The organism is Agrobacterium sp. SORGH_AS_0440 (genome assembly GCF_031453135.1).
GTDB lineage: Bacteria > Pseudomonadota > Alphaproteobacteria > Rhizobiales > Rhizobiaceae > Agrobacterium > Agrobacterium pusense.
This window is the reverse complement of sequence record NZ_JAVIYR010000001.1, coordinates 1478179-1498005: the sequence shown is the minus strand read 5'-3', so window position 1 is coordinate 1498005 and position 19827 is coordinate 1478179. Positions and strand designations below refer to the sequence as shown.

Below are 19827 nucleotides of genomic sequence, written 5' to 3'. Positions count from 1 at the left end.
GGGGCCTCTTAGAAAATATCGGGCTCGCCGGCGGAACGGCCGAAATCTGTCTGCAGGAAGTCGAAGTCGCAACCCTGGTCGGCCTGCGTCACGTGCTTGGAAAAGAGATAGCCGTACCCACGTTCATAACGCGGCGCAGGCGCTTGCCATGCCGCCCGGCGCTGAGCGATTTCCTCTTCGCTGACCAGCATGTCGAGACGACGCTGCGGCAGGTCGAGGCGGACGATATCGCCCGTTTTCAGGAGCGCCAAGGGACCGCCAACGAAGCTTTCCGGTGCGACATGCAGTACGCAGGCACCGTAGGACGTGCCGGACATGCGGGCGTCTGAGATGCGCAGCATATCGCGGTGCCCTTTTTTGATCAGCGCCTTTGGAATGGGCAGCATGCCCCATTCCGGGAAGCCGGGGCCGCCGAGCGGACCGGCATTGCGCAGCACCAGCACATGGTCGGGGGTCACATCGAGATTTTCATCGTCGATGGCGGCTTTCATTTCAGGGTAGCTGTCAAACACCAGCGCCGGACCCTGATGTATATGGAGTTTGGGGTCGCAGGCGGCGGGCTTTATGACGGCACCGTCAGGGCAGAGATTGCCGCGCAGCACGGCAAGAGAGCCTTCCGCATAGACGGGATTGTCCAGCGAGCGGATCACGTCATCATTATAGACTTTTGCACCCTCAAGGTTTTCGCCCATGCTGCGGCCAGTCACGGTCAGCACGGAACAGTCGAGACGACTTTCCAGCTGCTTCATCAGCGCCCTCAGGCCACCGGCGTAAAAGAAGTCCTGCATCAGATAGTTCTTGCCGGAGGGGCGGACATTGGCGATGAGCGGTGTAACGCGGCCAAGTTCGTCCAGCTCATCCAGCGTCATCGGCACGCCGGCGCGGCGCGCCATGGCGATGAGGTGGACGACAGCATTGGTGGAACAACCTGTCGCCATGGCGACGATGGCGGCGTTGCGGAAAGCTGCCGCCGTAAGGATGCGGTTCGGTGTCAGGTCTTCCGAAACCATCTCGACAATGCGGCGGCCACAGGCCGCGGACATGCGCTGATGTTCGGAATCGACTGCCGGAATGGAGGAGGCACCCGGCAGGGTGATGCCGAGCGCGTCGGCAATGGCCGTCATGGTCGAGGCCGTGCCCATCGTCATGCACACACCGGCAGAACGGGCAATGCCGCCCTGCACGCCACGCCATTCCTCGTCCGTAACATTGCCTGCGCGGCGCTCATCCCAATATTTCCAGGCGTCCGAACCCGAGCCCAGCACCTTGCCGGCATAATTTCCGCTCAGCATCGGGCCGGCGGGCAGATAGATCATCGGCACACCGGCCGAGATCGCACCCATGACGAGGCCCGGCGTCGTCTTGTCGCAACCGCCCATCAGCACCACACCATCCAGCGGATGCGAGCGAATCATTTCTTCCGTCTCCATCGCCAGCATGTTGCGGTAAAGCATCGATGTCGGCTTGGTGAAGCTCTCATCCACGGAAAGCGACGGCATTTCGACGGGGAAGCCGCCAGCCTGCAACACGCCGCGTTTCACATCCTGCACGCGCTCTGGAAAGTGCGAATGACAGGTGTTGAGCTCCGACCAGGTGTTGAGGATGCCGATGACGGGTTTGCCGATAAAATCCTCCTCCGCATAGCCCAGCTGCATCATGCGCGAGCGGTGGCCGAAGCTGCGCAGGTCGTCGGGAGCGAACCAGCGGTCGGAGCGGAGTTTTTTATCGGTCATGTCATTGGTCCTACGTTGCGGGTGGTGCCTAAGGCTGTCAGTCCTGCCGGAGCGTCAGCCCGCTCGTCGTGTCGAAAAGGTGGACGTGTTGAAGTGGCGCCGACAGGCGGATGACTTCGCCCGCCGATGTCGAGGTCTGGCCGGAAAGATGCAGCGTTACAGAAGTGCCGTCACCGAGATTGCCGTATAGATAGGACTCGCCGCCCAGCTGTTCCGCCGTGCGCACCGACATGGTCAACGCGCCGCCCTCGCCCGGCTCCACATGGTTCGGGCGGATGCCGAGCGTCACCTTCTGGCCGGGCTTATAGGCAAAGCCGGTCTGTGGCAGTGGGATCAACTCGCCCGTCGCGATCTTGAGCGCGGGCGTTGCGTCCGAGGTCACTTCGCCTGCGAAAAAGTTCATTTTCGGCGAGCCGATAAAGCCTGCCACGAAGAGATTGGCCGGGCGGTTGTAGAGGTCGAGCGGCACGCCAAATTGTTCGAGTTTACCAGCCCGCAAAACGGCGATCTTGTCGGCCATGGTCATCGCTTCCACCTGATCATGCGTGACGTAGATCATGGTGTTGCCGAGACGCCGGTGCAGACTGGAAATTTCGCCGCGCATATCGACGCGCAGTTCCGCATCGAGGTTGGAAAGCGGTTCGTCGAAGAGGAACACGCGAGGTTCCCGCACCACGGCGCGGCCGATGGCGACGCGCTGGCGCTGCCCACCCGACAAATCCTTGGGACGACGCTCGAGAAGCTGATCGATCTGCAGCATCTTGGCGACCTGCGCGATCTTCTCGGCGATCTCCTTCTTCGGCGTGCCGATGTTCTCAAGACCGAAAGAGAGGTTTTCGCGGACCGTCATATGCGGGTAGAGGGCGTAGGACTGGAACACCATTGCAAGGCCGCGATCCGCAGCCGGCACCGTATTGACCACATCGCCGCCGATGACGATATCGCCGCCGCTCAACTCTTCTAGGCCGGAGATCATGCGCAGCAGGGTGGACTTGCCACAGCCGGAAGGGCCGACGAATACGCAGAATTCGCCGTGCTTGATATCGAGATCAACGCCTTTGATCACATCGAGGGCGCCATATGTTTTTTTGACCTGACGAAGCTCTATACTTGCCATTGTCGTATTTCCTCCCTGAGGATTATTTGCCGCCCGTGGACGCAATGCCGGTGGCGATATATTTTTGCAGGAACATGAAGACCAGTGCGATCGGGGCGAGTGTCAGCACCGTCATGGCCAGAAGATTGCTCCATTCCGTCGTCATCTCGCCCTGGAAGGAGTTAAGTGCCAGCTGCAGGGTGAAGTTGTCGTTGCGGGTCAGCACGATCAGCGGCCAGAGGAAGTCGTTCCAGCGCCACATGATCGCAAGGATCGCTAGAACCGCGAGCGCGGGTGCCGAGAGCGGCAGGATGATGCGCCAGTAGATTTTCCACTCGCTGGCCTTGTCCATGCGCGCCGCATCGAGGATTTCATCGGGTATCGTCAGCATGTATTGCCGCAGCAGGAAGACGCCTGTCGGTGTTGCCGCACCGGGAATGATGACGCCCCACAGACTGTTGATCAAACCGAGCTGGCTGGTGATGAGGAACAACGGCACAAGCACAACTGTCTGCGGGATCATAAGCGTACCGACCACCAGCGCCAGCACGGCGCCCCTGCCCTTGAACTGATATTTCGAGAGCGCGAAGGCCGCCATGGAATTGACGATCAGCATGATGATGGTCGAGGTGACCGTGATGAAGGTCGAGTTCCAGAAATAGAGCGGGAAATTGAAGCGCTGGAAAAGCTCGGTGTAGTTTTCCGTCGCGAGCGCCACCTTTTCAGCCGGCTTCAGCTCGTTGAACTGCATCTTCAGCACTTCCGCCGGCTTGGCGGGATCAACCACCTGCGCCACGAGGCCGATACGCCTGATCATGCCGAGCTTGCGGCCATCCTTGTCGACATAGGCCGGCAGCGGATTTGGCTGCCCGTCCACCACCATGGTTTCCTGGCTATAGGGCAGCAGCCGTGGCGGAAAGCGCTGGAGATCGGCTTCCGTCTTGAACGACGAGAGCACTAGCCAAACGACAGGACCGAACATCATCAGCACGGCCACGCCGAGATAGGCGTAGGACAGCCAATCGGTCCAATGCAGTTTGCCGTTACGGCCGCGGGTACGGGTCAGAAATGCGCCAATCCTAGCCATCGACCTTGCTCCTGTTTGCCCGGAATTGCAGGGCGGTCAGCACCACGAGCACCACGGCGAGCAGCAGCGAAGCGGCAGCCGCAAGTCCGAAATTCCGGGGCGTCCCGGCAAAGCCGGTCTGATAGATGAATTGAATGATGAAGGTCGTCGCCGAACCCGGGCCACCGCCGGTAAAGGCAAAGACTTCATCGAAAGTCTGCACGCCCTTGATGACCGACAGGACGAGAACGACGAGCATGGTGGGCGCAAGCAGCGGAAGGGTGATGCGCCGGAAGATGCGCCATGGGCTTGCCTTGTCCAGCTGCGCCGCCTCGTAGACATCGCGCGGGATCGCCTGAAGGCCGGCGAGGAGAATGAGCGTGTAAAAACCCATATGCGCCCAGACCGACAGGAAGACCGACCAGCCGAAGGCAAGATTGGCTTCGAGCAACCAGTCCACCGAACCGAGGCCTAAGCCTTCCATCGCCGCATTGAGAACGCCGAAACGCTGGAGTATCCACTTCCAGATCAAGGCCACGACGACAGGCGACAGCAAAACAGGGAAGAAGAACACCGCACGGAAAAAGCCGCGCGCCCGGATATCGCGGTTGAGCACGATGGCCGTGATCAGCGAAAAGCCGACCATGAAACCCACCTGCAGCACGACGAAGAACAGCGTGTTCCAGACGGAGCGCCAGAACAGGTCGCGCGCACAGGAATTGGGATCAAGGTAGTTCTGACAGGAAAGAAGGACCGAAAAGTTTTCGCCGCCCACCGAAGGGCGCTCGGAAAGCAATATGTGTTCGCTGCCGGTCACGGAGTAGGCCATGTTCAGCAGGATCGGCAGGAAGGCGAAGACCGCAAACAGGATCAGGTTGGGTGTCAGAAACACCCACGCAATCCGCCTGTGGCCAAGAACCTTCTGCAGGAAGGAAAAGGGCAGTTCGACAATGCCCATGACGGGCGCAAGAAATTTATACATGAGGGTCCTCCTTCGATCCGGCGCGGCGCGGCATGCGCCGCGCCGGAAGGCGATGGATCACTTCGCCTGTTTCAACGCTTCCTCAAGGTCCGTCTTCGCACGGGCCATGGCCTCATCAACGGTGCTTTCACCGACGATAGCCTGCGTGATGCGCTGGACTGAGATGTTGAACATGGCGCGGTTGTTCTTGTAGCCCTGGTAGGCGTAGGCAATCGGGCTGAGACCGGGGATCTGGTCGAGCCAGGCATTCATGGCCTTCTGCGTCGCAGGCGTCGCACCGGTATAGGTCACGCCCTTGTCCGCCACCGACTTGTTCGCCGGAACGTTGCGGGTACGCACCGTAAAGTCGAGATAGTTCTCGTCCTGAGCAAGGAAGTTCAGGATGTCGGCAACGATCTTCGGGTTTTTGGTCTGCTTGAAACCGACGATGCCGGTGCCCCCGGGCATGCCGGTGCAGGCTGCGCCACCACAGGGCTGCGGCACGACTTCCCAGTCAAAGGCATCGCCCACCTGGCTGTCGAAGCGCGCTGTCTGCCAGCTGCCGGAATAATAATAGACCAGCTGGCCGTTGATGAATTCCTGCGCGGCGTCGCGGTAGGTATTACCGCCCTGACCAGCCCAGACGTCACGCGCCATGGTTCCGTCCTTGTTCCACTCCACGAACTTCTTCACGAACGTCGTGAAGCCTTCATCGATGAGGATCGGCTTGCCGTCGGCGTCGAAAATCTTCGCGCCGTAAGAAATGGCCGGGCCGGCGATGCGGTGGCCGGAACGGTCGATCGCCATCGGATAAGGCGTGCCCGTTGCCTTGGCAACGGCATTGGCGGCCTTTGCCCAATCGTCCAGCGTTGCATCCTTGCCGGGAACGGCCACATTGGCCTGATCGAAAAGCGTGCGGTTGATGAAGGCGCCGGTGATGGTGAGCTGCGTGTGCATGCCGTAGATGCCCTTGTCGTCAGGGCCGCTGCGGTACCATTTCAGCACGTTGGAGAAATTGTCTTCCCAATACTTCGCGTCCACATAGGGCGTCAGATCGAGATAATAGCGGTTGAGACCGCCAAGATCGGTCACGGTTGCGAAGTCAGGACCACTGCCGCCGGCGAGCTGAACGGGCAGACCTTCCAGCAGCGCCTTGTAGGGCACGACATCGGTGACGATCTTCACATCGGGATGCTGCTTTTCGTAACGTGCGAGAATATCCTTCAGGATTTCGCAGCCGTTACCGTCATAAGCGCAGGTGAAGCGCACTTCCTGGGCCGCCTGCGCGGCACCGGCAAAGGACGCCGCGCCAATGGCGAGCGCCAGTGCCATGCTGTATTTTCTGGTCATCTGGTTTCCTCCCGTTAGATGATTATGCTTTTGCGGATGCGCTCGGAGCCCAGCCCTTGATCCACTCACCTTCGGCGGCGTCGGACAGACGAACCGGCTTTCCTTCCCGGACCGATCGGTAGATGGCTGTCACGAGTTCGATTGACTGCAAGCCGTCATGAACCGTCACTTCCTTGCCGCCGCGTCCTTCCATCGCGTCGGCAATGGCTTCGACAAAACCGGCAAAGCCGTTTTCGCCATCCGCTACGGTCGCCAGAACGGCGTCGATCTGATCCTGTGTGGTCGGGGCGCGGGCGATGAAACGCCAGGTGTCTTCCGCCGGACGATACGGCAAGGTGCCGCTTTCCGCCGTGAAGCCCTCGAAGCAGAAACGCAGGCGCGAGGTGTCTTCGGCCGCGCCGAGCGTGACCGAGCTGGTTGCGAGCGCACCGCTTTTCATGCGGAAGCTGAGTGCTGCGCAATCTTCGGTTTCGATGGTGTTGACCCGCGTATCGGCCATGGCGAAAACTTCTTCGACCGGGCCGAGGACGTGGCAGAGAAGATCATGGGCATGAATGGCATGACCGAGGATTGCACCGCCGCATTCACCCTTCCAGGTGCCGCGCCAGGGAATGTCGTAATAGCTCGCGCCACGGTTCCAATGGACTTCCGAGCTCGCGACGAAGGCCTTGCCGGCAAGACCGGCATCGATGAGCGCGCGCATCTGCCGCATCGCCTGTCCGAAGCGGTACTGGAAGACGGGAAACACGCCGCGACCGGTCTTCTTGACGGAGTCGATCAGCGCATTGGCTTCTTCCAGAGAGCGAACCAACGGCTTTTCGCAGACGACGTCCTTGCCCGCCGCATGCGCCTTCAGCGTCACCGGAAAATGCAGGTGCGGCGGCAGGCAGACGTCGATCAGCTGGATGCTCTCATCGGCCAGAACCTCATCGAGATCGGTGGTCAGACGAATGGAGGTATCATCGCCGGCGACGGAGCGGGCGCGCTCCAGATCGAGATCGCAGATCGCCTTGACGACGAAGCGCTTTGGCAGCGCCCGATAACCGGTCAGATGCTGGGCGCCGATGCCGGCGCCGATGATGGCAACACCAATCATTTGGAGACTCCCTCAGCCTTGGCCTGCGCCTGAAGCGAGAGGTCGCAGACCTTGAAGACGTGTTCCTGCGTCATTGCCGTTTCGGTGCGGTTGCGGATATCGTCGCAGATACGGGCGAAATAGGGCAGGCCAGCACCGGAAGCATCAATATACTCGCAGCGGTCGCCATTCACGAGAACGAGGCGATCAGTGCCTTCGGTGTTGCCGACGTCAACATATTTACGCAGCTCGATGTAACCCTCGGTGCCAAGGATGGTCAGACGGCCGTCACCCCACGTCGGCAACGCATCCGGTGTGTACCAGTCGACGCGGATATAGCCGTGACCCTTGTCGCCGCGCAGCACGACCTCGCCGAAATCCTGAAGACCCGGATCGTGCGGGTTGGCGTAATTGGCAACGGTGGCGGACACGATCTCAACCTCGGTCGAGCCGGTGAAGAACATGAACTGGTCGATCTGGTGGCTGGCAATGTCGGTGATGATACCACCGTAGGCTTCGCGCTCGAAGAACCACTTCGGGCGAATCTGGCGGTTCAGGCGGTGCGGGCCGAGGCCGACAGTCTGGATGACGCGGCCGATGGCGCCCTGGGCAACGAGTTCAGCAGCCTTGGTCACGCTTGGCACTTCGAAGCGCTCGGAGAAATCCACGGTCCAGATGCGCTTGGTCTTTGCCACCGTCTGGCGCAGGCGGTCGAGCTGTTCGAATGTGGTGCAACCGGGCTTGTCGGACATGACATCCTTGCCGGCTTCCATGGCGGCGATTGCGAGATCGGCGCGCTTGGAGGGAATATCGGCGATCACGACGAGATCGACGGTGCCGTCAGCCAGCAGCGCCTCTTTCGATGCTGCGCGCGGCACATCCGGGAAGCGCTTGACGAAGCCTTCCACGACATCGGGCTCGCCTTCCGTCCACCAGCCGGCAAATTCCGCGCCGGCATCCAGCAGGTTCTGGGCCATGCCGAAAATATGCCGATGCTCAATACCGAGAGCGACGAACTTGATTGCTTTACTCATCCTGCAGTTCCACTTCCTTGCCGGTGTCGGCCGAGTTGATGATCGCGTCGATCAATCTGTGAGACAAAAGAGCCGCTTCACCGGTGACGACCGGCGGGCGTCCTGAAGAGATGGCGTCTGCGAAATCATCGAAGACGCCCTGATGCCATTCATGCGTGAAAGCCATGGGGTCGGCGCCGCCGCCCGTGCCAGCGGCACCGCCGCCAAAAGTCTCCTGCCGGCCATCGCGCCAGTCGAGAAGCAACAGACCCGAAGCGAGCCGAAGGCTGGCATTGTCGAAATGCAGCAGGATCGATTCCGCAGCGCCGGGGAAACTAGCGGTGCTTGCAACGAGCGAGCCGACAGCACCGTTCTTGAACCGCAGCCCGGCAGAAACATAATCTTCGGTTTCCATGCGATGGAACCGCGTCGTCGCAGCCATGGCCTGAACACTGGCCACTGGCCCCGTCAGGCTCAATGCCAGATCGATCGTATGAATTGCCTGGGAGATCAGAACACCGCCGCCATCGCGTGCCAGCGTGCCGCGACCCGGTTCGTCGTAATAGGATTGCGCGCGCCACCAGGGCACGGAGATTTCGCAGAGGCCAAGCGCTCCGAGCGTGCCGCCATCAACGAGCTCACGGGCTTTTTGCGATGCAGCCCGCATGCGGTGCTGGAAGATGATGCCAAGCGTGACACCCGCGTCACGACACAGGGCGACGAGACCGTCGGCTTCCTGCGTATTTCTGGCGACAGGCTTTTCCATCAGGATGTGCTTGCCGGCTTTCGCGAGCTGCCCAACGATATCGATGCGAGCATTCGGCGGTGTCGCGATGATGGCGAAATCGACATCCGCATCGCGCGCCGCTTCCTCGACCGAGGAATAAACGACCACTTCATATCCGGTATGTTTCGACGCTTCGGCGGCCAGCGCCTTGGCGCGGCCGGAACCACCATCCACGATGCCCTTAAGGCGAATCTTCTCAGGGCTTGCCGCGCAGGCAAGCACATGCGTCTTCGCTACCATTCCGGCACCAACGATGACGCAGGTCTTGATATTTTGCATTTCGGGAGCCTCCTTCCCAATACGCAATCATTTGCATACCGGTATGCCGGTTGTCAACAGACTTGTGTTCCGGTATACCGGTTATGAGAACGCTGGAGGGTATATGCCGAAAATTCCCGTGACAGGCGGCACCGTGCCGACAATGGAGCGACTGGACCTTAACCGTCCGGTCGTGGACCAGATTTATTCCGCGCTGAAATCCGCAATCCTTTCACGGGAGCTTTTTCCCGGTCAGGCAGTCTCGGAAAACGAAATCGGACAGTCGTTCAATTCCAGCCGAACCCCGGTGCGAGAGGCGCTGAGCCGTCTGCGCGACGATGGTTTGATCGTGACGCTGCCAAGCCGCGGCACCTATGTTTCGAGATTATCGGAAAAGAACATCCGCAGCGCGCAATTCATCCGCGAGGCACTTGAGGTGGCGGCAGTGTGCAGGCTGTGCCAGATAGGCCTGACTGCGGAAGCGGAACAGGAGATCGAACACGCCCTGAACGGCCAGCGGGCAGCAATGCGCAATGGAGACAGAAAGGCTTTCCGCGTTCATGACGACCAATTCCACAGCGCGCTTGCCGCCGCGACGGGGCTTGAACGACTGGAATCCCTGCTGATCCGCGAGAAGGCGGGGCTGGATCGCCTGCGCGCACTCGCCATAACCGACGAAGCGCATATGGCACGCCTGCTTTCCGAACATGAGGCGGTATATGACGCAATCAGGGCAGGAGACGAAGCCCGCGCGACCGATAATTTGCGCAAACATCTGAGACGTGTCCTCGGCATTCTTTCGCAAGTCTTCGAGAACCACCAGGACTATTTCGAGTAATTCTGCGGCATCTTTTTCAACGGTTCGAACATCATGAATACGGCAAATCCCGGACAAGCGCTTGCCATGCCGCAAACGAAACTTCTGTGCGACACGATGAGTACACTGGCGGAATCCCCTGTCTGGGACGAGCGGCGACAGGTGCTTTTCTGGTGCGATATTCTCGGAAAGACCGTGCGGTGCGCAGGTCTTGAGCCCGGCGTCTATCAAGAATGGCCGTTCCCCAGGACGGTTTCAAGTCTCGGCCTTTGCCAGAACGGCGAACTCATCGTCGCTTGTGGCATGGACATCGTCATCCTCGATCCGGACAGCGGCAAAACGCGTCTCCTCTATTCCATTCCGGCACCCGAAGGCATCCCCTGCCGGCTGAATGACGGACGGATCGGCCCGGACGGCGCTTTCTGGGTGGGAACAATGCACAATGTGCCGCTTTCGGACATGGAGCCCCATGGCGAGCTTTGGCGGATCACCGAAAAAAGCGCCGAGCGCATGCAGACCGGGCTGACATGCCCGAACGGCCTCGCTTTTTCTTCCGACGGATCGATCATGTGGCAAAGCGATTCCGTCCAGAAATGGATACGCCGGCGAAAATTCGACCGCCTGAACGGCACCTTCGATGAGGGCGTACAGGTGGCCCGGATGACCGAAGAAACAGGAAGACCCGATGGCGGCTGTCTCGATAGCAGCGGCAACTATTACAGCGCGGGCGTTTCCGCTGGCGTGTTGAACATTTTCTCGCCCGATGGCAAGCTGACGAACGTGATCGCGGCTCCTGTCCCTCACCCCACGATGCCCTGCTTCGGAGGGCCTGATTTCAGCATCCTTTTCCTGACATCACACCGCCACAACATGTCCGAAGACCGGCTTAACAAAGCGCCATTTTCGGGCGGCGTCTGGGCTATCCCGACGCAAACGAGAGGGTTCGCCGGCTTCCGTTTTGGCGAAGGTGGATAACGCCCTCAGGTCGGGTTCGAATTCCTAGTCCTCCCGGAAGGCGCGGCTGATCTGGTCCGTCAGCGGTTTGGCGATGTAGGACAGCGCCGTTCTTTCGCTGGTCTGGATAAAGGCCTCGGCGGGCATGCCCGGCACCAGCGGCGCATTGTTCAGCTTCTTCCGCTCGGTAACCGGGACGGAAACCCGTGCCAGATAATAGGATAGCCCGGTGCGCTGATCTGTCGTGATATCCGCCGCAATGCGGCTGACATGACCTTCCAGCTCCGGCGTGACACGCTGATTGAAGGCGGTCATGCGCAACATGGCCTTTTGCCCCACCTGAAGCTGGTCGATGTCTTTCGGCAGGATCTGCACCTCGAGCGCAAGGTCATCTCCGTCAGGTACGATCAGCATGATCGGATCTGCCGGCGTTACGACGCCCCCCACCGTATGCACAGCCATTTCATGCACCGTGCCTGATTGCGGCGCGACGATATCAATGCGTTTCAATTGATCTTCGGCGGCAACCTTGCGCTCGACGAATTCGCCCATCTGGGCCTGTATTTCGCGCAGTTCCCTCCCGACCTCGGTCCGCAATTCCTGATCGATCTGAAGGATCTGCAGCTTGGTTTCGGTGATGCGCCCCGCAGTCTGTGCCTGATAGGCGATTTTTTCGCCGCGCTCCCCGCCGAATGTCGCGGCCTGAGTCTGCAGGCTATTCAGCCGCTGCACGGAGACGACGCCCTGTTCGCGCAGGGATTTCTGCGAGGCAATTTCAGCCTGCAACACCGCAAGCCCGTTATCATAGGCCACTTCCTGCGCCTTCAGACCTTCGATCTCATGTTCGAACTGGGTGATGCGCTCGGACAGCTGCGCTTTCCTGCCCTCGCGATAGGACTTGCGGAATTCGAACAGCTTCGCTTCACTGCGCATGGCAGAAGCGACATTCGGGTCATCCATGCGCGCGATCAGAGTCCGCGGAAAGGCGAGTTCAAGCAAATCGTCCCGCTCGGCTTCCAGTCGGGCCATCCGTGCAGTCAGTTCGTCCAGGCGCTTGGTCAAGATGGCGAGATTGGCACGGGTCTGCGTCGCATCGAGACGCATGACCACATCGCCGGCCTTCACCCTCTCGCCCTCATTCACAAGAATTTCACCGACGACACCGCCGCTCGGATGCTGGACCTTTTTCGTGTACGAATCCACAACCAGATGACCGGAGGCGACGACTGCACCGGCAAGACGGGTCGTCGCGGCCCAGCCCCCGACACCGGCCAGAAGCGCAATGCTTGCGGCGAGTCCCGCAAAGAGATGCTTGCGGATGGAGCGGGAAACGCTGCTGCGCTGATCAATCTTTGACATCCGTCTCTCCCTTCCGGCTGTTCTCTTCACGGCCGTCTTCCAGCCCGGCGGGCCGGGCCTGGGTATTGGCCACGACGCGCAGCGGTGAGACCGTTTGCGCGGATGCGGTGAAACCTTTGCCGCCCTGCCCCTGCGGAACACGCAGCACCTTGGACAGCACCTCGTCGCGCGGGCCAAAGGCCTTCATCCTTCCCTCTTCCATCATCAGGATGAAATCCACCGCACCGATGGCACTTGGCCGATGGGCGACGACAACGGCAATACCACCGCGCGCCTTGACGGAGGCAATCGACCGGACCACTGCCGCCTCGCCTTCCGCGTCAAGATTGGCGTTGGGTTCATCCAGCACCACGATAAAGGGATTGCCATAAAGAGCGCGGGCCAGACCGATGCGCTGGCGCTGCCCGGCTGAGAGAGCTGAACCCGCCTCGCCTATATCGCTGTCATACCCCTTTTCGAAACGCAGGATCAGCTCATGTGCGCCGGCAGCCCTAGCTGCAGCGATGATGGCTTCGGGATCTGGGTTGTCCGCGAAACGGGCGATATTCTCCCCGATGGTGCCTTCAAAAAGTTCCACGCCCTGCGGCAGATAACCGATGTGGCGGCCAAGCGCTTCCCGGTCCCACTGATCGAAGCTTGCGCCATCGAGCCGCACCTTGCCGGCGGCAGGCATCCACGCGCCGGTGAGAATGCGCGATAGCGTCGATTTGCCCGAACCTGACGGACCGATGATGCCGAGCGCGTTTCCCGCTGTCACGACGAAACCGAGCCCAGCAACGATGGGCTTTTTTCCGCCCGGCGGAACGATGGTGACATTCTCGACCCGTAATTCCTTCTCTGGCTTCGGCAGGGCCATGGCAGCGGCATCGGCCGGCATTTGCGAAAAAAGCTCTCTCAGCCGTGCCCAGCTCTGCCGGGCGGCCGCGAAGGACCTCCAGTTGGAAATGGCGAGATCGACAGGCGCCAGTGCCCGGCCCATCATGATCGAACTGGCGATCATCACGCCGCCGGAGGCTTCCTGCTCGATGACGAGCCAAGCGCCGACAGCAAGAATTGCCGATTGTAGAACGGCCCGAAGCGATTTTGCGATATTGCCGAGGCCGCCTGCCACATCGCCCGCCCTGCGATTGGCGGCGAGATAGGCCTCGTTGGAATTTTGCCAGCGTTTACCGAGCCGGCCGCCAAGCCCCATGGCCTGCACCACCTCTGCGTTGCGGCGGGAGGCCTCCAGCTGCCGGTTGCGGACCATGTTTTCCACCATGGTGTCGCGGATTGGTTTTTGAGAAAAGATATTGGTGAAAATTGTGAGCGAGACCAGCAGCACAGCGCCGGCGAGCGCCGTTGCACCGATCCAGAAATGGAACAGGAAACATATGCCGAGATAAAGCGGCATCCACGGCAGGTCGAAAAAGGCAGTCGGTCCCGTGCCGGATAAAAAGCCGCGTACATTGTCGAGATCACGCAGCGGCTGAAGGCCGTCACCCGGCATGCGGTTGACGAGCGGCAGGCGCACCACGGCGTCATGCACTCTGCGGGAGTAGCGCAAGTCGAAGTCTTCGCCGATACGGATCAGGACACGGGCACGGATGATATCGAGCAGGCACTGGAAACCGTAAAGCCCGAGAGCAAGAAGTGCGAGCCCGACCAGGGTCGGCAGACTGCCGCTTGCCAGTACCCGGTCATAGATCTGCAACATGAAAAGCGGCGACGTCAGCGTCAATATGTTGACGACACCGCTGACCAGCGTGAGGCCGAAAAACGTAGTCTTGAGGGGCAAAACGACCGCCGCAGTGAGGGACTGCGGCGGTGTCTGCTGCTGGTTTTGAAAGCCCACAGCCGGTTTTTCCTTTACGCGGCAAGCGCCGATGCGCTGGCGAAAATGAAGTCCGATGCGTCGAGTACATTGGCATCGACGCCGTTCAGCGTGACGGAGACGGACGTGTCTGTGGCCAAGAGGATAACGGCATTTCCATTATCATCATACCACAACAAATCGTCCACCGATGTTGCGCCCCAGGCGGATACATCGAGCTTGTCCGTACCATCCTCATCATCGAGAATTAGTGCGCCGACGCGGGCCCATGGCCCGAGTTACCAGGGAACCCGGCAATTTTTGCAGCCGGGTTCTTCCATCGTCAGATTGCCCCGTCGACGATGACCATCGGCCTGCCCTGCGAGCAGGGTTCGATACGTGCATCAATGCGATAGATTTCGCGCAGCATGTCGGATGTTATCACCGCTTCCGTGCTGCCGCTCACCACCATTTCGCCCTGTGCGATCACCATCGTCTTCTCGCAATAGCGCAGCGCGTGGTTGAGATCATGCAGCGCAATCAGAACGATCATGCCTGTCTTCTGCGCGAGTTCGGTGACGAAGCCCAGAACCTCGATCTGCCGGTGTAGATCGAGTGCGGAAGTCGGCTCATCCATCAGCAGCACCTCCGGCTTGCGGGCAAGCGCCTGTGCCAGCGAGACCAGCTGGCGCTGGCCGCCTGACAATTCGCCAAGCCCGCGGAAGGCAAGGTCATGGATTTTCAGCGCCTTGAGAATGGCGTCGATCTCGAACAGCTCATGATCCTGAACGCGCCAGCCGCCGCCCTGCTTGGCGGAAAGCAGAACGGATTCATAGACCGTCAGCACCGCGTTTGCGCCGGTGTCCTGCGGCATGTAGCAGATGGCGCGGTCTCCACGGGCGGTATCGGAAAGTTCCACCAGCCCGGGACCGGAGATCAGGCTGGCGATGCGCTTGAAAAGCGTCGACTTGCCGGCGGCATTCGGGCCGATCACCGCCGTCACGCTACCGCTTTCGAGCGTATCGATGCCCACCTTGGAGAGAACCGTGGTGCGCCCATAGGCGGCGCCAACATCCTTCAATGCGAGGGCTACCATGCGCGTCTCCTGTTACCGAAAATAAGCGCGAAAAAGAAAGGTACGCCCACCAGCGCCGTGATGACGCCGATCGGCAGAACAGCGCCGGGAATGAGTATCTTGCTGATGACCGAGGTTGCAGACAACAGCAATGCTCCGCAGATCACCGAACCCGGCAGGAAGAAGCGCTGATCTTCACCCACCAGCATGCGGGCGATGTGCGGCCCCACCAGCCCGACAAAACCGATTGTGCCGACGAAAGAAACCGGAATGGCGGCCAGCAGGCTGACCGTCAGCATCGTCTGCAGCCGCAGACGGCGCACATTGATGCCCATGCTGGCCGCCTTGTCATCGCCAAGCCTGAGCGCCGTCAGCGCCCAGGCATTTCGCATGAACATCGGCACGGTAACGAGAAGAATGGCGGCGGTGACATAGACCTTGTCCCAGGTCGCCTTCGTCAGGCTGCCCATGGTCCAGAAGACGACGGCGGCAAGCGCCTGTTCGGAAGCGAGGTATTCCAGCAGCGACAGCGCCGCATTGAAGGTAAAGACCAGCGCGATGCCAAGCAGCACGATCGTTTCAACCGTCACGCCGCGAAGGGTCGACGCGAAATGGATGAAAAGGGCCGCAACCATTGCCATGATGAAGGCATTGATCGGCACCATGTAGTGCACGGCGCCCGGAAAGATCGCCACCCCGCCGACGAGCGCCAGCGCCGCACCGAAGCTTGCGGCGGCCGAGATGCCGAGCGTGAACGGACTGGCGAGCGGGTTCGACAGGATGGTCTGCATCTGAGCGCCCGCCACCGAAAGCGACGCGCCGACGGTGACCGCCATCAGCGCGATCGGCATGCGGATGTCCCAGATGACCACACGCAGCTGGTTTCCCACCGCGGCCGGATCGGCGATGGTCGCAAGCACTTCGGAGAGGGTGTAGCGAGCCGGACCGAGCGCCATGTCTGCGGCCATACTGAAACACAGGGCGATGAAAAGCCCGAAGAGGATGACGATCCTGCGCGCGGCAAGGGCGCGATATTGATCGCGCCCGCTGACGCCAACGGCGCTTTCATTCAGCGAACTCATTGGTTCAAACCTTTTTCGAGCGAGGCGAAATAGCCGGGCTTGTAGTTGACGGGAAGGAATTTCCGGTGAAACTCCTCGAAATTCTTTTCCGGATCGAGATCGGCGAAGAGGTCGGGGTGAAACCACTTGGCGAATTGCTGGATCGGGAAAAACTCGTAAGGCGCACCATAGAACTGGTGCCAGACGGCGTGCACGTTGCCTTGCTTGACGGCCGTCAGTTCCGGAAACGGCGTGCGCTTCATCAGGTTGGCCAGTCGCTCACGGGAAAGAGCCATCTCCGCACCGCGTCCTACGGGAACGAACTGATTGATGTCGGATTCAGCCGCCCAGTTCGAACCTGTGACAATCACGTGCTCGGGATCGGCAACGACGAGTTGTTCGGGATTGAGGTCGCCAAAGGTCGTCTTGATGATGCCATCGGCAATATTGCGACCACCGGCGAGATCGACCATGGCACCGAAATTGGCCGGGCCAAAAGTGCGGCAGCAGTTGTTTTCACCAGAAATGCCGGGGGAACGCTCAATGAAGACGTTAGGGCGCTTCAAGTCCCTGACGCTGGCGAGCCGGTCGGTCACACGGGCGATTTCGGCACGGCGATAGGCGATGAAGTCCTTCGCGCGCTCTTCGGCACCGAAGAGCTTGCCGAGGATTTCGACCGAGGCTTCACTGTTCTTTTCGGGATCGATGCGAAAATCGAGATAGACGACCTTGATACCCGCAGCTTCGGCTTTTTCTTCGAAACCGCTTTCTTTGGCTGATTTCTCCGCTTCGAGATTGAGTGTGATGACATCAGGCGAAAGCGTGATGGCCGACTCGAGGCTGAAATCCCCCTGTGGCACGTAACCGAAGCGCGGCAGTTTCTCGATCTCGGGGAAACGCTCGACGTAGGCGGCGTAGCTGTCCGGGTCCTTCTTGAGCAGGTCGTCACGCCAGCCAACAATAGTATCGAAAGTCTGGTCGCCCTTCAGCGCCGCGATGACGTGAACCTGGCGCGCCTCGCCAACGATGACACGCTTGGCCGGCAGGTCCAGCTCGATCTTGCGTCCGGTGACATCGGTGATCTCCCCGGCATGAGCCGCGACGGCGAAAAGGGAGAAGGCCAGCATCGCAAGATGCCTGAGGGCGTTGAGCCGCATGAGAAGGTCCTCATCAAGTTCAAAACAAAACGATGAAGCCGCGTGGCTGCGGCTTCATCCATCGAGTGGACCGGCGCTCCTCCTTCACCGTCCCTGTCTTATTTCGCATCCTTCAGCGAAACGAAGTAGCCGGGCTTGTAGTCGAGCGGCAGGAAGCGGGCGTGAAGTTCCTTGAACGTGGCTTCGGGATCGAGATCCTTGAAGAGATCAGGGTGCAGCCACTTGGCGATTTCCTGAATGGCCACGAACTGATAGGGATTATTATAGAACTGGTGCCAGATGGCGTGGACATTGCCATCCTTCACGGCCTGGACGCCTGTGAAAGCCGGGCGTTTGGTCAGGTTTTCCAGCTTGCGACGGGCCTCCTTCACATCCGCGCCGTAACCGACGCCGACCCAGTTGCCGCCGGGAACATAACCGTTCCAGTTGCCGCCGGTGATGATGATCTGCTCCGGGTTGGAAGCGATGATCTGCTCAGGATTGACGGTGCCGAAGGTGCCCGGAATAATATCCTTGGCCATGTTGATGCCGCCCGCCAGCTCCACCATCTTGCCAAAATTCTCGTTGCCGAAAGACATGCAGCAATCGTCGGAGTAACCGCCGGCACGCTCCATGAAAACAACAGGTTTCTTCGGATTTGCCTTTTCAAGCGTGTCCGTTACCTTCGCGATGGATTCCGCCCGGAACGTGATGAAGTCTTCCGCGATTTTTTCCTTGCCGATAAGTTTGCCCATCAGACGCATGCTCGGCTCGGTGTTTTCCATCGGCTTTTCGCGGAAGTCGACATAGACCAGCGGAATGCCGACCTTTGCGAGCTTTTCGATGTAACCTGCCTCTTCGGTCGCCGTCTTCGCGTCGATGTTCATTAGAATGACGTCGGGCTTCAGGGCAACCGCCTGCTCGACATCGAAGGTGCCGTCCTTCATGCCGCCGAAAGTCGGCAGCTTGGCGATATCGGGATATTTGGCGAGATAGGCGTCGTAGGTTTCCGGATCGGCCTTCGACAGATCGTCACGCCAGCCGACCACATGCTGGAAAGGGTTTTCCTTGTCGAGCGCCGCCAGGAAGTAAATTTGCCGGCCTTCGCCGAGAATGACGTGCGAAACGGGAACGTTGACTTCGACATCCCGGCCGGTCACATCCTTGACGGTGACCTTTTCGGCCAATGCCGGCCATGCCGCAGATACGAGAAGGCCAAGGGCAAATGCCGCAGATTTGGCTGAGATGCGCATCGGATATTGCTCTCCAGTGTTAACTGGCGCGGCTGTATTATTTTCTGACTGTACTAGTCAACATTTATGTTTTAGAGCCATTCTTAACTGACCGGTACATGAGCTGAAGACCAATGATCGACACCATAGAATATGGCAAAAACGACAGCCTGAGAGACGAAATCAAAGCCTACTGGTCCGGCCGCGCCGCGACTTTCGACCTGTCCCCCGGCCATGAAATTTTCTCCGAAGAGGAGCGAGAGGCGTGGCACGCGCTGATCTTGAAACATCTTGGTCCGGGTGAGGGGCGCAGCGCGCTCGATCTTGCCAGCGGCACCGGCGTCATCTCTCACCTCATGGACGATCTCGGATTTCAGGTTACCGGCATGGACTGGTCCGAAACGATGCTGGCGCTTGCCCGTGAAAAAGCAAAAAGCCGTGGGCGTAGCATCCGTTTCTTCGTCGGCGATGCCGAAAACACGATGGAGCCGGATGAGAGCGCCGATGTCATCATCACCCGCCATCTGGTCTGGACGCTGGTCGATCCGCGGGCAAGTTTCGCGGAGTGGTTCCGAGTGCTGAAACCGGGTGGACGCCTGCTGATCGTGGATGGCGATTTCGTCAATACCAGCTGGCGCGAAAAACTGGTAAAGAAACTTGCGGCAAGTCTCGAAGGCTTGGGATTGGTCAAACAGGATCAGCCGCACAAGCCAGCGGATCCGGAAAATACCTTCACTAGCATCCTGTCGCGTGTCTATTTTTCAAACGGTGCGAGAGCCGGCGAGGTTGCAGCGCTTCTGCGACAGACGGGTTTCGAACCTGTCGCAATCGATCAGGAACTCCAAGCCATTCACCGCGCCCAAGCGAAAAATTTCAGCCTGCTGAAAGGTATACTCCGGGGGCTGCAGCATCGTTATGCCGTCTGCGCGGTGAAGCCGGACATCACAGGCAAAACCTGAGGCTCCGTCTGTGTCCTCAGGCCAGATCGTGAGATCCAGAGCGTCAAGTCCCTGACCGTAGAAGACTGTCGTCTGATCACCAATCCGCAACGGTGACTGGGGG

General features: G+C 59.9%; 17 protein-coding genes and 1 pseudogene. 3 read left to right on the top strand and 15 right to left on the bottom strand.

Annotated elements, in window-relative coordinates; genetic code table 11:
- Positions 1-8 precede the first annotated feature (8 nt).
- The 8 genes from araD to QE453_RS06825 are packed head-to-tail and all read right to left on the bottom strand — an operon-like array spanning position 9 to position 9360.
- Positions 9-1733 (bottom strand): L-arabinonate dehydratase, encoded by a 1725-nt coding sequence (gene araD, locus QE453_RS06860; protein ID WP_125270842.1) that lies wholly within the window; start codon positions 1731-1733, stop codon positions 9-11.
- A gap of 37 nt (positions 1734-1770) precedes the next feature.
- Positions 1771-2850, bottom strand: coding sequence for a sn-glycerol-3-phosphate ABC transporter ATP-binding protein UgpC (locus tag QE453_RS06855; RefSeq protein ID WP_309776561.1), 1080 nt, complete (start codon positions 2848-2850; stop codon positions 1771-1773).
- Positions 2851-2872: 22 nt separating this feature from the next.
- A complete protein-coding gene (locus QE453_RS06850) occupies positions 2873-3916 on the bottom strand; it encodes a carbohydrate ABC transporter permease (RefSeq protein WP_035208507.1) in 1044 nt (347 codons plus the stop codon).
- On the bottom strand, positions 3909-4877 hold the full coding sequence (locus QE453_RS06845; RefSeq protein WP_004438359.1) for a carbohydrate ABC transporter permease: 969 nt from the start codon (positions 4875-4877) through the stop codon (positions 3909-3911). The genes QE453_RS06850 and QE453_RS06845 overlap by 8 nt, the downstream gene beginning before the upstream one ends.
- A gap of 57 nt (positions 4878-4934) precedes the next feature.
- Positions 4935-6206 carry an ABC transporter substrate-binding protein gene (locus tag QE453_RS06840; protein ID WP_309776560.1) on the bottom strand — a complete coding sequence of 424 codons (1272 nt, stop codon included), beginning with the start codon at positions 6204-6206 and terminating at the stop codon, positions 4935-4937.
- Positions 6207-6228: 22 nt separating this feature from the next.
- A complete protein-coding gene (locus QE453_RS06835) occupies positions 6229-7302 on the bottom strand; it encodes a Gfo/Idh/MocA family oxidoreductase (RefSeq protein WP_309776559.1) in 1074 nt (357 codons plus the stop codon).
- Positions 7299-8315: a Gfo/Idh/MocA family oxidoreductase gene (locus QE453_RS06830; RefSeq protein ID WP_309776558.1), complete on the bottom strand. Its 1017-nt coding sequence runs from the start codon at positions 8313-8315 to the stop codon at positions 7299-7301. The genes QE453_RS06835 and QE453_RS06830 overlap by 4 nt, the downstream gene beginning before the upstream one ends.
- Entirely contained in the window at positions 8308-9360 is a 1053-nt protein-coding gene (locus tag QE453_RS06825) for a Gfo/Idh/MocA family oxidoreductase (RefSeq protein WP_309776557.1), read from the bottom strand. The genes QE453_RS06830 and QE453_RS06825 overlap by 8 nt, the downstream gene beginning before the upstream one ends.
- 103 nt (positions 9361-9463) lie before the next feature.
- Between QE453_RS06825 and QE453_RS06820 the strand changes: the two genes are divergently transcribed.
- Positions 9464-10177, top strand: a complete 714-nt coding sequence (locus tag QE453_RS06820; RefSeq protein ID WP_034498325.1) for a GntR family transcriptional regulator — start codon at positions 9464-9466, stop codon at positions 10175-10177.
- A gap of 33 nt (positions 10178-10210) precedes the next feature.
- Positions 10211-11131 carry an SMP-30/gluconolactonase/LRE family protein gene (locus QE453_RS06815; protein WP_309776556.1) on the top strand — a complete coding sequence of 307 codons (921 nt, stop codon included), beginning with the start codon at positions 10211-10213 and terminating at the stop codon, positions 11129-11131.
- A 24-nt stretch (positions 11132-11155) separates the two neighbouring features.
- Here the strand turns inward: QE453_RS06815 and QE453_RS06810 are convergent, their stop codons facing one another.
- The 7 genes and pseudogenes from QE453_RS06810 to QE453_RS06780 form a co-directional block, all read right to left on the bottom strand.
- The gene (locus tag QE453_RS06810) at positions 11156-12469 is read right to left on the bottom strand and encodes an HlyD family type I secretion periplasmic adaptor subunit (RefSeq protein WP_309776555.1); all 1314 of its coding nucleotides are present in this window, start codon (positions 12467-12469) and stop codon (positions 11156-11158) included.
- Positions 12456-14303 carry a type I secretion system permease/ATPase gene (locus QE453_RS06805; protein ID WP_309776554.1) on the bottom strand — a complete coding sequence of 616 codons (1848 nt, stop codon included), beginning with the start codon at positions 14301-14303 and terminating at the stop codon, positions 12456-12458. Before QE453_RS06805 ends, QE453_RS06810 begins: the two co-directional genes overlap by 14 nt.
- 14 nt (positions 14304-14317) lie before the next feature.
- A pseudogene (locus tag QE453_RS06800) lies at positions 14318-14518 on the bottom strand (hypothetical protein); the annotation flags it as partial.
- 86 nt (positions 14519-14604) lie between these two features.
- Positions 14605-15357, bottom strand: a complete 753-nt coding sequence (locus QE453_RS06795) for an ABC transporter ATP-binding protein (protein ID WP_004438328.1) — start codon at positions 15355-15357, stop codon at positions 14605-14607.
- A complete protein-coding gene (locus QE453_RS06790; protein WP_034498339.1) occupies positions 15351-16418 on the bottom strand; it encodes an iron ABC transporter permease in 1068 nt (355 codons plus the stop codon). Before QE453_RS06790 ends, QE453_RS06795 begins: the two co-directional genes overlap by 7 nt.
- Positions 16415-17554: an ABC transporter substrate-binding protein gene (locus QE453_RS06785; protein ID WP_309776553.1), complete on the bottom strand. Its 1140-nt coding sequence runs from the start codon at positions 17552-17554 to the stop codon at positions 16415-16417. Before QE453_RS06785 ends, QE453_RS06790 begins: the two co-directional genes overlap by 4 nt.
- Positions 17555-17652: 98 nt before the next feature.
- A complete protein-coding gene (locus QE453_RS06780; RefSeq protein WP_004438321.1) occupies positions 17653-18786 on the bottom strand; it encodes an ABC transporter substrate-binding protein in 1134 nt (377 codons plus the stop codon).
- Between the two features lie 113 nt (positions 18787-18899).
- Between QE453_RS06780 and QE453_RS06775 the strand changes: the two genes are divergently transcribed.
- Positions 18900-19724, top strand: coding sequence for a class I SAM-dependent methyltransferase (locus tag QE453_RS06775; protein ID WP_269842425.1), 825 nt, complete (start codon positions 18900-18902; stop codon positions 19722-19724).
- The last annotated feature ends 103 nt before the right edge of the window (positions 19725-19827 follow it).

Coding starts and splice junctions, on each gene's coding strand:
- araD (WP_125270842.1), bottom strand. CDS start 1,733: ATGACCGATAAAAAACTCCGCTCCGACCGCTGGTTCGCTCCCGACGAC.
- QE453_RS06855 (WP_309776561.1), bottom strand. CDS start 2,850: ATGGCAAGTATAGAGCTTCGTCAGGTCAAAAAAACATATGGCGCCCTC.
- QE453_RS06850 (WP_035208507.1), bottom strand. CDS start 3,916: ATGGCTAGGATTGGCGCATTTCTGACCCGTACCCGCGGCCGTAACGGC.
- QE453_RS06845 (WP_004438359.1), bottom strand. CDS start 4,877: ATGTATAAATTTCTTGCGCCCGTCATGGGCATTGTCGAACTGCCCTTT.
- QE453_RS06840 (WP_309776560.1), bottom strand. CDS start 6,206: ATGACCAGAAAATACAGCATGGCACTGGCGCTCGCCATTGGCGCGGCG.
- QE453_RS06835 (WP_309776559.1), bottom strand. CDS start 7,302: ATGATTGGTGTTGCCATCATCGGCGCCGGCATCGGCGCCCAGCATCTG.
- QE453_RS06830 (WP_309776558.1), bottom strand. CDS start 8,315: ATGAGTAAAGCAATCAAGTTCGTCGCTCTCGGTATTGAGCATCGGCAT.
- QE453_RS06825 (WP_309776557.1), bottom strand. CDS start 9,360: ATGCAAAATATCAAGACCTGCGTCATCGTTGGTGCCGGAATGGTAGCG.
- QE453_RS06820 (WP_034498325.1), top strand. CDS start 9,464: ATGCCGAAAATTCCCGTGACAGGCGGCACCGTGCCGACAATGGAGCGA.
- QE453_RS06815 (WP_309776556.1), top strand. CDS start 10,211: ATGAATACGGCAAATCCCGGACAAGCGCTTGCCATGCCGCAAACGAAA.
- QE453_RS06810 (WP_309776555.1), bottom strand. CDS start 12,469: ATGTCAAAGATTGATCAGCGCAGCAGCGTTTCCCGCTCCATCCGCAAG.
- QE453_RS06795 (WP_004438328.1), bottom strand. CDS start 15,357: ATGGTAGCCCTCGCATTGAAGGATGTTGGCGCCGCCTATGGGCGCACC.
- QE453_RS06790 (WP_034498339.1), bottom strand. CDS start 16,418: ATGAGTTCGCTGAATGAAAGCGCCGTTGGCGTCAGCGGGCGCGATCAA.
- QE453_RS06785 (WP_309776553.1), bottom strand. CDS start 17,554: ATGCGGCTCAACGCCCTCAGGCATCTTGCGATGCTGGCCTTCTCCCTT.
- QE453_RS06780 (WP_004438321.1), bottom strand. CDS start 18,786: ATGCGCATCTCAGCCAAATCTGCGGCATTTGCCCTTGGCCTTCTCGTA.
- QE453_RS06775 (WP_269842425.1), top strand. CDS start 18,900: ATGATCGACACCATAGAATATGGCAAAAACGACAGCCTGAGAGACGAA.